At 36.9% G+C, this 11,956-nt stretch carries 10 protein-coding genes; 5 read left to right on the top strand and 5 right to left on the bottom strand.

Going from position 1 to position 11,956, the window contains the following annotated elements; translation table 11 throughout:
- The first annotated feature begins 54 nt into the window (after window positions 1-54).
- Complete coding sequence (locus tag EKM68_RS09285) at window positions 55-714, top strand: endonuclease III domain-containing protein (RefSeq protein WP_125590047.1); 660 nt, start codon at window positions 55-57, stop codon at window positions 712-714.
- Here EKM68_RS09285 and EKM68_RS09280 read toward each other — a convergent pair.
- Window positions 676-1,278, bottom strand: coding sequence for a TetR/AcrR family transcriptional regulator (locus EKM68_RS09280; protein WP_125590044.1), 603 nt, complete (start codon window positions 1,276-1,278; stop codon window positions 676-678). The genes EKM68_RS09285 and EKM68_RS09280 overlap by 39 nt on opposite strands.
- A 234-nt stretch (window positions 1,279-1,512) precedes the next feature.
- On the opposite strand from EKM68_RS09280, the gene EKM68_RS09275 reads away from it, so the two are divergent.
- Window positions 1,513-2,424, top strand: a complete 912-nt coding sequence (locus EKM68_RS09275; protein WP_225422989.1) for an ABC transporter ATP-binding protein — start codon at window positions 1,513-1,515, stop codon at window positions 2,422-2,424.
- 5 nt (window positions 2,425-2,429) lie between these two features.
- Window positions 2,430-4,052, top strand: coding sequence for an ABC transporter permease (locus EKM68_RS09270; RefSeq protein WP_125590042.1), 1,623 nt, complete (start codon window positions 2,430-2,432; stop codon window positions 4,050-4,052).
- Between the two features lie 46 nt (window positions 4,053-4,098).
- Here EKM68_RS09270 and EKM68_RS09265 read toward each other — a convergent pair whose 3' ends face one another.
- The gene (locus EKM68_RS09265; RefSeq protein WP_125590040.1) at window positions 4,099-4,566 is read right to left on the bottom strand and encodes a hypothetical protein; all 468 of its coding nucleotides are present in this window, start codon (window positions 4,564-4,566) and stop codon (window positions 4,099-4,101) included.
- A 187-nt stretch (window positions 4,567-4,753) separates the two neighbouring features.
- On the opposite strand from EKM68_RS09265, the gene EKM68_RS09260 reads away from it, so the two are divergent.
- On the top strand, window positions 4,754-6,118 hold the full coding sequence (locus tag EKM68_RS09260) for an Nramp family divalent metal transporter (RefSeq protein ID WP_125590038.1): 1,365 nt from the start codon (window positions 4,754-4,756) through the stop codon (window positions 6,116-6,118).
- Window positions 6,119-6,189: 71 nt separating this feature from the next.
- On the opposite strand, the gene EKM68_RS09255 is transcribed toward EKM68_RS09260, so the two are convergent.
- The 3 genes from EKM68_RS09255 to EKM68_RS09245 form a co-directional block, all read right to left on the bottom strand.
- Window positions 6,190-8,391 (bottom strand): Tex family protein, encoded by a 2,202-nt coding sequence (locus tag EKM68_RS09255; protein WP_125590036.1) that lies wholly within the window; start codon window positions 8,389-8,391, stop codon window positions 6,190-6,192.
- A 160-nt stretch (window positions 8,392-8,551) separates the two neighbouring features.
- Window positions 8,552-9,676: an aminotransferase gene (locus EKM68_RS09250; protein ID WP_125590034.1), complete on the bottom strand. Its 1,125-nt coding sequence runs from the start codon at window positions 9,674-9,676 to the stop codon at window positions 8,552-8,554.
- An 11-nt stretch (window positions 9,677-9,687) separates the two neighbouring features.
- Entirely contained in the window at window positions 9,688-10,737 is a 1,050-nt protein-coding gene (locus EKM68_RS09245) for an ornithine cyclodeaminase family protein (protein WP_125590032.1), read from the bottom strand.
- 340 nt (window positions 10,738-11,077) lie between these two features.
- Between EKM68_RS09245 and EKM68_RS09240 the strand changes: the two genes are divergently transcribed.
- Window positions 11,078-11,845 carry a TerC family protein gene (locus tag EKM68_RS09240; protein ID WP_125590030.1) on the top strand — a complete coding sequence of 256 codons (768 nt, stop codon included), beginning with the start codon at window positions 11,078-11,080 and terminating at the stop codon, window positions 11,843-11,845.
- The last annotated feature ends 111 nt before the right edge of the window (window positions 11,846-11,956 follow it).

Here is an 11,956-nt window from a genome sequence, read left to right as displayed (position 1 = left end):
TTGGGACATTTGCTCGGTTTTGTTAGATAATGGATATCCCAAGGGGGAAATATCTTGTACAAAGAAATAACTATCAGAGAACTATTTGAATTATTAAATAAACAACTTGGTCGCCAAAATTGGTGGCCTACTCATAGTACTGAAGAAATGCTGATTGGAATGGTCTTAATTCAAAATACTAATTGGAAAAATGTTGACCGTTCATTAAAAAATCTGCAGGAATCCACAGGATTCAATTTAACAAAATTACTAGCTCTTCCATTAGATGAATTACGTGGTTTGATTCAACCTAGTGGGTTCTATAAGAACAAATCTATTTACGTCCGCTCCTTATTAACTGCCTATCGCGATGACTTTGATGACTGGGAACGTTACTCTACACCCGTTCTGCGTAAAAAATTGCTAAGCCTCAAAGGTATCGGTAATGAAACTGCGGATGTTCTTCTATTATATTATTTTCACCGGTCGACTTTTGTAGCGGATAATTACTGTATGCGTCTATTTATGAACTTGCACGCCTTCACTGAGAAGCCAACATATATGCAACTAAAAAACTCTGTTGAGGCCGATTTTGATTTCACACCTGACGAAGCTAGCGAATTCCATGCATTAATAGATGAATTTGGAAAACTTAAAAGTGATTTTTTTGACGGCTATCAGCTAAGATTACCATCCTCACTTGCCCATAATTCCGTAAAAAAACATACGCGCTAGACCATTGGAATATTTCTTCTTAACAAGACTTTTAGTCATCTGAGCAGTTGAAGGATTCATAAAATAAGTAATGAGCATATCAACATATAACATTACAACCTCATCCTGAATATCATCGCTGATCATCCCCTCTGCACGACCTTGCTTGAGAATTTTACTCCAGAATCTCTCTTTACCTTGGTTATAAACAATCATAACTCGATCATCACCGTTAGCTGCTTGAAACTCATCAATCATAAAGTTCATAAAATCCTGATTCAGAGATTCAGCTTCATTAGTGCCAAAGTCTAGAATATTCTCTATCTTTTGTTTAAAACTCATATTAAGTTGATTTAACCTTTGATCATATCCAGCGTAACCGTCCACAATCATTTTAATGGTAACTTCTCGTGCCAGTTCAATTTTGCTTGGAAAATATTTATACATTGTAACCTGTGACGAATGTGCCTCTTTCGCAATATCTGCGACAGAGGTATTTTTGTATCCATTGGTAACAAATGCTTTTGTTGCCGCATTTAAAATGTCTGTTTTCTTTTGTTCTTTACGTTTTTTATTAGTTGCCATGATTCCCTCCAAAAATACTTCTGAACGATATTTCACTTTTTGTAGCGCTATATCAATGTAGCTATTTTAGAAATTTCAAATAGTTCATATTGCAATATTTTAAGGTTGACACTAGCTGTCTACACAACTAATATACTCTTTGATAAGTGAACTATTCAACAAAAATATTTCATTTTCTTATCAAGAATTCAAGTTTATTGCTCACAAAACTGGGATTCATACAAAGGGGATAATATGATGAATCAAAATAATAGTGCAATTTTACATGTCGATCATCTACAAAAAAACTTTGGCAAACTTCAAGCACTAAAGAACGTTACTTTCGATGTCTATCCTGGGGAAGTTTTTGGATTCATTGGACCTAACGGTGCTGGTAAATCAACCACCATTCGTACCTTACTAGGTATTCTACGTGCAAGTGGTGGGACCGCCACACTCTTTGGCAAAGATGTCTATAAGGATTCCGTTTCGATTCACAAACATCTAGCCTATGTTCCTGGTGACGTCTACCTTTGGCCAAATCTAACTGGTGGTGAGATCATCGATCTATTCTTAAAACTTGGTAATACTAAACATAATCGTAAAACTGATATGATGATAGATCGATTCAAACTCGACCCAACCAAAAAGGCTCGTACATATTCTAAAGGTAATCGCCAAAAGGTCGCTTTGATTGCGGCCTTCTCCACTGATGCTGACTTTTATATTTTTGACGAGCCAACTTCCGGACTCGATCCGTTGAACGAAGAAATCTTCCAACAATCAGTTATGGAACTAAAAAAAGAGGGCAAAGCAGTTCTACTATCAAGTCACATTTTATCTGAGGTAGAAAAAATGTGTGACCGCATAGGAATTATTCGTAGCGGTGAAATAGTTGAAACAGGTTCATTATCCGATATGCGCCACTTAACTAGAACTGTGATCGAGTTCCAAACTATGCAACTAACTCCCGAGTTACAGACACTCCAAGGAGTACACAATGTCACCGTAGGAACTAATGGACTAACGACCTTCTCGGTTGATTCAGACCAAATGAGCTATGTTATGAGTTATTTAGCTTCCAAACAAATAGTTTCACTTCAATCGACTCCTCCAACCTTAGAAGATCTGTTCATGAGATACTACAATTCAAACGAAGGGAGATAACAATTATGGAAAATCGTAATTTTCATCAAACTTGGTTTTTGACTCGCTTTAGTTTAAAACGTGATTGGTTGAAATTAACTCTCTGGTCAGTTACGCTAATCGTTTTATTCGCAGCCGTTGCGGCAAAATTCACAACTATTTATGATACACAGGCATCAATTGACGAAATCGTCAAAACATTAAAATCACCATCAATGATTTCACTCTTCGGTAAATTATCCGGTAGTACACCATATACGACTGCCGATGTCTTTGCTGGTGAAATGACCGTCTTTATGGCGATGATTGCGGCCATTATGAATTTTTCAATCATCATTAAGAACACCCGCGGCGAAGAAGATTCTGGATTATTAGAAATAATTCAATCACACTCCGTTGGTAAACTGTCCAATCTAGCATCCTCGCTGATTGAATTGTTCGTTATCAATCTATTGATTGGTTTGTTTTATGCCTTAGGACTACAATTTGCTAATTTAACTGGAACTGATACTAATGGTAATTTCCTATTAGGATTAGGCTTAGGTGCTGCCGGCTTCATGTTTGCGGCCATTGCGGCCTTCTTAGCACAATTAGTAGATAATTCACGTTCCGCAACAATTCTTTCGTACATAGTTTTTGGAATCATGTACATCGCCAGAATGTCGACCGATGTTTCTAACCCTAAGGCCACATGGTTCATCCCCTTTGGCTGGGTAGAAAAATTTTCAACCTATCAAAAAAATAATTGGTTACCAGTCTTATTGATGATGTCACTGTCACTGATTCTGAGTGTGGCGGCGTTATGGATCAATGACCACCGTGATATTGGTTCTGGTATTATCGCTACTAGACCTGGCCGTGCCAAGGCATCTGCCTTCCTACGTGGTCCACTCAGTCTCTTCTGGAGATTACATCGCACAACCATCATTGTCTGGGTGATCGGCCTATTAATTCTAGGCTTCACTTACGGATCAATCTTTAATACTATTGGAGATATTCTAAAGACCAATCCTGCTATGGAAAAATTGATTGGTGCCACTGCTGTCCACAAAGCTAATATACTGATCATCAAGCATTTCGTTGCTATCTTAATGATTGTTTTCGGAGTATTAGCGTTGTTCCCTGGTATTCAGATCATCAACTACTTGAAATCTGGTGAAAGTAAAGGTTACTTAGAATTGATCCATTCCAAACCTGTGAGTCGTGAGTATTTATTTACCAGCGTTCTGGTACTGGGTATTCTAACTAGTCTAGCGGCACTATTCGCTGGTATGTTAGGACTGCAATTAGGTGGAGCTTCCGTTATGAAGCATCCCATTGCCTTATCAGTCTTCTTGCATGGATTCTACGCTTATATTTCACCAGTACTAGTTATCCTAGCTTTATCAGCCTGTACCGTTGGTTGGTTGCCAAAATTTGCAGTCTTCGGCTACTTATACACCGGATTTGCATTATTCGTCGGCTACTTTGGTAAATTGATCGACCTACCAAAATGGATCGCCAAATTTACACCATTTGGATATGTACCCAATGTTCCTGTAAGTAAAATCGATCTGGGAACAATGTGGTGGCAGCTGGGAATCGCACTAGCTTTGATAATTGTTGGCTACATTGGTTATCACATTCGTGATTTAAAGAGCGCTAATTAAAAAATGAACCTGGATTTTAAAATCCAGGTTCATTTTTTCTTACCTATTAAATTTGACCAACTTCAACTTGTACTCCAGAAGACAACTTATTGCTCAAATAATCTTGAACTGTCTTATATGAAGTATTAAAACTCATTTGTATTTGTTGTGTACGTTTTGTATTAAAGATTACGGCAACCTTTGGTTTACGTTGTGGAATCTCAATGGGAATCAGCGTTACATGAACGATTTGGGAGTAATCTAAGACGCCCGAATAGAATCCATTCATTACAACCTTCTTCTCACCAATACCACCAACACCGTTCATAATAGTTAATGTAACAAAAGCAGCTACCATTATGATATATGGCAAGTCACTTGAAGATGATACCATTAACCATCCGCCCATGAATGCAGCGAAGATTAAAGATGATATCTTATAAACCGAACGAATCTCGATTTGTGATTGCCAGTAGATGTTGAAGACAGCTCCGGCTAAAAATACTACGTCTACTATGATTATTATTAAGTCCATATAGCCTCATTCCTTTTTAAGTAATTGTAGGTTAGTGTAGCCGTTTTTACAAATTTTTACTTTGATTTATATCAAGTATTGCATAAATAGATATAAGTTAAGTTAGCCTAAATTTATTTTTTATTAGGGTTTAAAAGTAGGACATAACATGATACTATGTTGAGAGATTAAAAAGGGGGATACAAGCTTGAGTGAAAATAAACAAAAACACGATAGCCTGATCCATTATGCAAACGGTCCTTCGCTAGAAGAAATTAATGATACCGTTGAAATTCCAAAGGATGCCGGATTCTTCAAGACCTTACTAGCTTATAGTGGTCCTGGTGCACTGGTTGCCGTTGGATATATGGATCCTGGTAACTGGGTTACTTCCATCGCTGGTGGTGCTCAGTTCAAATACAAACTTTTGACCGTCATTTTGATATCTAGTTTAATTGCCATGTTATTACAATATATGGCCGCTAAACTAGGGATTGTAACTGGTCGGGATTTGGCACAATTAACAAGAGATAGAACGACTAAAAAAGTCGGCTTTATGCTCTGGATAGTTACGGAATTAGCTATCATGGCGACGGATATTGCGGAAATCATTGGTTCCGCCATCGCCTTAAAACTTCTCTTCAATATACCAATACTCTGGGGTGTTCTAATTACCGCCTTCGATGTTCTGTTATTATTGATTCTGATGAAGCTTGGATTCAGAAAGATCGAAGCCATTGTTGCTGCACTGATCTTAGTTATTTTGGCAGTATTTATGTATGAAGTTATCTTGGCTCAACCTAATATGGGTCAAATGGTGATTGGTTTTGTACCTGATCCAGTTATTCTACAAAACCAAAGTATGCTTTATATTTCCTTAGGTATCGTTGGTGCGACTGTTATGCCGCATAACTTATATCTGCATTCGAGTATTGCGCAAGCTAGAAAATACGATCGTAAAGACCAAAAGAGTGTTAAACAAGCTGTTCGTTTTTCAACTTGGGATTCAAACATTCAATTGACCTTAGCATTCGTAGTTAACACCTTGCTATTACTTCTTGGTGCGGCATTATTCTATGGTACAAAGAGTGATCTTGGTCGTTTTGTTGACTTATACAACGCTTTGCAAGATCCAAAGATCGCCGGTGCCGTTGCTAGTCCGGTCTTGAGTATACTCTTTGCGGTTGCCCTATTGGCATCAGGACAAAACTCAACTATCACTGGTACACTATCTGGTCAGATCGTTATGGAAGGTTTCGTCCACATGAAGATGAAGCTTTGGGTCAGACGTGTTATCACACGTTTGTTATCAATTCTTCCAGTTATCGCCTTTGCTATTATTTATCACGGCAATGAGGCCAAGATAGAATCATTACTGACATTCTCACAAGTGTTCTTGAGTGTCGCATTACCATTCTCGATTTTTCCATTGATTGCTTTTTCAAGTAGTAAAGAACTTATGGGTGATTTCGCCAATAAGAACTACGTTAAGTATATTGGTTATGGTATTGCTGTAATCCTAACTATTTTAAACATTTGGTTGATCTATACTACATTTGTACCAGCTATTTAAATCAAAAAGAGTTACTGTCACTTGATCATTCAAGTCGACAGTAACTCTTTTTTCTCTTCTTATGACTAAATTTAATTATTAACCCTATTTCCACGCATCGTCAATTGAATACGATTACGGGTCTCATCGACACTCAGTACCCAAACAGTCACAATGTCGCCAATTGTGACTATTGTACTGGGATCACTAACATATCGGTCAGCTAACTGTGAAATATGGACTAATCCGTCTTGTTTAACTCCAATATCAACAAATACACCAAAATCAATCACATTTCTAACCGTACCTTGAAGTTCCATTCCTGGCTTAAGATCAGCCATACTTAAGACGTCTTGTCGGAGCAATGGCGCCGGCATATTATCACGAAGGTCTCGCCCTGGTTTACTCAATCCTTCAATAATATCAGTTAGAGTTTCCTCTCCAATATTCAACTTTTGAGTCCACTCATGTTTATCTAACTTTGCTAATCTTTGATGAAGTTCAGTAGTACCAATTAAATCGGTAGACATTTCAATTCCCTTTAATAATTTTCGTGTGGCCGTATAACTTTCCGGATGAATGTCGGTATTGTCCAGCGGATCATCTCCAGAAATAATTCTTAAAAATCCAACTGATTGTTGGTAAGCCTTAGGACCTAATCGGGGAACCTGTTTTAAAGATTCACGATTATCGAAAGCACCCTTTTCATTTCGAAACTTTACGATATTTTTTGCAGTTGTTGAGGTTAATCCAGAAATATGAGTTAACAATTCTGAGCTTGCTGTATTAACATTAACTCCTACTTGATTCACGGCCGTTTCTACAACTCGGTCTAATTGCTCATCTAGATCTTTTTCAGGAACATCATGTTGATATTGCCCCACACCAATTGCTTTAGGGTCAACCTTTATCAGTTCAGCCAACGGATCCTGCAATCGACGACCAATACTAATTGCTGAACGTTCTTCAACATGAAGATTTCCAAACTCTGAGCGAGCATTGGCGCTTGCTGAATAAACTGAAGCACCAGCTTCATTAACAATCACATAATAAATCGGACGTTTTAAAGTTTTTAAGATTCCACTAACAAACTCTTCTGATTCTCGACTGGCGGTTCCGTTCCCAATAGCAATCATTTCAACCTGATAATCTTCAAGTAACTTCTTAAATTCTGTACTAGCTGCAGCTTGTTTTTCTTTATTTGCCGGTTTGTGGGGATAGATCACTTGTTTGGTCAAAAATCGTCCATTAGCGTCAACAATTGCTAACTTACAGCCGGTCCGATAGGCTGGGTCAAATCCCATAACAACTTTGCCCTTTAATGGTGATGCCATCAAAAGATGATACAAGTTATTTCCAAAAATTTTAATTGCATGTTCATTTGCTTGATCAGATAACTTACGACGAATTTCTCTTGCAATAGCCGGTCCCAAAAATCGTTTGTAAGCATCAACAAAGGCAATCTTCACTTTTTCTACGGCTGGACCTTGATGACGACCAATTATTCGAGAATATCCAAAATTTAAAATTTTATCAGTATCGATGGAAATACCAACGGTCAATATTTTTTCACGTTCTCCACGGTTAATAGCTAAGATTCGATATGGAGGGATTTGTTTCAACGATTGCTGAAAATCGTAATATGTTTCATAAGTTTGTCCCTCATCCTTTTCTTTAGCACCTCGTTTTACCTTGCTGGTCAATTCACCATTTTGGTAAGTATATCCTCTTATCCATTCACGGAAACTAGCTTTTTCACTGAAAAGTTCGGCTAAAATTTCATTAACTCCAGCCCAGACCGACTCTAAATCTGATAAGTTTTTACTGACATTAATAAAAGAGCTTGCTTTGGTATTTAAACCATCAGATGGAAAACTTAATAACCAATTTGCTAACGGTTCTAATCCAGCTTCGCGAGCAATACTAGCTTTAGTCTGCTTTTTTTGTTTATATGGAAGATACAAATCTTCCACCTTTTGTAATACCATTGCTTCTTCAAGTTGTTTTTTTAACGCAGGCGTTAACTTGCCCTGTTCTTGAATCAAATTAATGACGTCATTACGACGTTGATTTAACTTCATCAATCGACGTGCTTCATCTTCAATATCACGAATGGCAACTTCATCTAAAGTACCAGTGCGTTCCTTGCGATAACGAGCAATAAACGGCACAGTATTACCTTCATCCAACAACTCTAAAACTGCTTTGATTTGTTGAACTTTGTAATTACTCATTTGTTTATGAACTGATTGAGTCAAGTCAACCAAATTATCTTCTGATTTACTTATTACCATGTGGACCTCCAGTTTTAATCAAGTTGCTTATTTATGGTTGGGCAAAATGACCAGTATCATTTTGTTCTTAACATAGCATCAAAAAAGACTTAGATTTAAACCTCCAAGTCTTTCTTTGAAATAACGTCATTAATTATATCACGGTATCACTACAAACTTTTTATAGACTCTTAATAAATTCACTAACTTGATCTAATCCACGTTGTAATTCTTCACTTTCGAAGGCATAGCCGATTCGCAATGAGTGTTCAATATCAAAACACTTACCGGGAACAAGCAAAACCTCTTTTTCATTCATCAACTTATCACAAAATTCTTCACTCGGAACGTCCAAATCATAATGTAACAAGGCGGTCGTACCAGCCTGCGGTTTGACCCAGGAAATATGTTCTTGAGAATTTACCCAATCATCCAAAATTTGTAAATTCTGTTGAACAATTTTACGATTACGAGCAATAACCAATTTTGAATTTTCCAAAGTTAATTTAGCGATTAATTCGTTGATAACACCGTTACTGATAGTGTTGTAATCTCTTTGATTTAAGATAACCTTCATGAGTTCAGCATCCCTCGTAGCAATCCATCCCAGTCGTAATCCTGCCATTGAAAATACTTTGGACATACTGCTTGTTGAGATACCTTTGTCATACAGATCTACGATTGAATCTGAGTATCCATCAACCTGATTCAGGTGACGATATACTTCATCACACAAGACATAAGCATCGACACTTTTTGCAATACCAACGATCTCCTTCAATAATTCATTAGGGATCAAAGCACCACTAGGATTATCAGGGTTATTCAAGATAATTAATTTGGTCTTATTATTAACTAATGACTTCAATTGTTTAATATCAGGTAAATAATTATTTTCTAGTTTCAAATCCAAAGTTCTAACGGTTGCACCAATAGTTTCCGGAATTGACTGAAGCTGTTGATATGTTGGTTTAACTACAACGACTTCATCTTCAGGTTCCACAATTGAAGTTAATACCAAACTATTTGCACCAATTGCACCATGCGTTGTTACAATATTTTCAAAATCAATTTCTTTGTATAACTTGGAAATGTTCTTTCTTAAATCATCGTTTCCGACAATATCACCATAAGTTAAGCGAAGATTTAGGATTTGATTCATGATCTTGTCAGCTTCGTTTGAATTAACTAACTTCAAAAGATCATTGATAGACATTGGCGAAACACAAGTTTCACCTAAATTATACTTAGCTCTAGTCTCATACTCATTCATCCATTGTTCAACGCCAAAAGTTTTAATTTTCATGATTTTCCCCCTTATAGATCAACACTTTCACCTAAATTTAATTGATCAGCTCTTTGAACTGCTAGACCAGCAGCTGAAATATCTTGCAGTGCAATACCAGTACTGTCAAAAATAGTAATTCCACTAAAATCAGTATTTTTCTTATTTGCTTTGACCAATTTTCCAATCTCAGTCACATCAGACTTGGTAATGAGATTCTTTTTAATAGCAGTCTGTGTTTCACCAACTGATGTTGCTTGGGTTACATCATCAACGAATACTTTGGCTTGAGGAAAAATGTTTTCATCCACTTCTTGCTTACCTTCCATATCAGCACCAATTGTATTCAAGTGTGTACCTGGTGTGATCCAAGCAAGTTTTAGCATCGGTTTGGTCGATGGAGTGACTGTAACAATAACATCGGCACCTTTAGTTGCCTCTTCAATATTACTTACAGCTGAAAAGTTTATCTTTGAAATTCTATTTTTAATTTCAGCAACATTTTTACTTACTTTTTCTGAATTCATTATTTTTTGATTCAAAATATCCGGTAAGTTGCCTGCAAATTTGACAGCATTATCACTGTCGATAGGATCATAAATACTTACATCGGTTAATTCCGGTAATACATTAATTTGACCTAAAACTTGAAAGGCGGCTTGATTACCAGCGCCAACGATCAATAACTTGTGCGACTTAGGGTTTGCCAAATACTTGCTACCAACAGCTCCAGCAGCACCTGTTCTTAAACCAGTTAAGGCTGCCGCGTTGACTAGCCCCTTTGGTGAACCTGTTTTGGCATCATAGATCATAGTTGTACCTGATAATTCCGGCAGACCATTATTACTATTACCTGAGAACCATGACAACAACTTCGCTCCATAGACTCCTTGATTCTTCAAATAACCTGACCTAATATCCATATCAGCCTTGTCAGTTTCAAATTCATAATAGATCATGGGCCAAATAACACCTGAGCCATCTTCCTTAGAACCATAGCCATGTGCAACGACATCGATCACACTACCCATATCCAATAATTTATTAATACTCTCTGCATTCAATACCTTCAGTTTACTCATCAAAAATACCTCCTAGAAAAAATAAAAAAGGTATTTCCCTGACAAACCTTATAACGCTTGCGCGTCGTACCTACGGTTTGTTGGAAAATACCTTCATTGGAATTCGATCCGGTGACAAAATTCCAAAACATATTCGAATAATTGAGTTTATAGTAATCAATTATTTTACCTTTGTCAACATTAATTTAGAAATCGTTTTCAAAAATATTATTAAATTTAATCATCTAAAACCAGTCATTTTTTGAAATATCTAGTAGAATAAAAAGTAAATAAAGATATACAAAAAGTACAAAATCCAGTATCATTTGGGAAATAAATAATTTGAGGGAGCATATTCTGATTGAATGCACTTGTGAACATGTACGGCCCATTCTTCGACCTTCATAACTGGGCAACAGTTATTGAATCTGGTGAAGATTGGTTAGTAATTTTATCTTTGGTAGTTATGGAATGTATCTTGTCAGTCGACAACGCAGTGGTTTTAGCTGCTCAAACCCAATCACTACCTAACAAAGTAGAACAAGAAAAATCATTATTCTACGGACTATTCGGAGCTTACATCTTCCGATTCCTAGTTATTGGTATCGGTGTCTACTTGATCAACTTCTGGTGGATCAAGGTACTTGGTGCCGGCTACTTATTCTATCTATTCTTGAAGTACTTCTTCATCGATAGACGGAAAAAAGGCAAAGTTGAAGTTCCAACTGAAAAGCCTGAACCTAGAGGTTGGAAAAAACATATTCATATTTCCCAATTCTGGCAAGTTGTTATTTCGATTGAGCTGATGGACATCGTCTTCTCAATCGATTCGGTCCTTGCTTCGTTGGCTATCTCCAGCAATCCAGTAATCGTCTTAATCGGTGGTATGATTGGTATTCTAGCTATGCGTGGTATTGCAGAGATGATCATGGGGCTAATGAATCGTGTTCCCGAATTGCAAGGGATGGCCTACTTCTTGATTTTGTTCATCTCAGTTAAGCTGTTCTTGTCAATTCCTGCTATCGATATCGAAGTACCAAACCTGCTATTCGTAGCGGTACTAGTTGTTTCAATTATCGTTACACTAATAATTCATCAAATTAACAATAAGAAAAAAGGTATCAATTAAAAAATTCCTGATCGATAACGATCAGGAATTTTTTGGTTCTTTGTCAAATAGTATTGATGAATGATTTTGAGCCTTGGGCATCCTCGTTGAGGATGCCTATTTTTATGCACA

The organism is Companilactobacillus jidongensis (assembly GCF_003946575.1).
Taxonomy (GTDB): Bacteria; Bacillota; Bacilli; order Lactobacillales; family Lactobacillaceae; genus Companilactobacillus; species Companilactobacillus jidongensis.
This window is presented reverse-complemented; position numbering and strand designations above follow the sequence as displayed.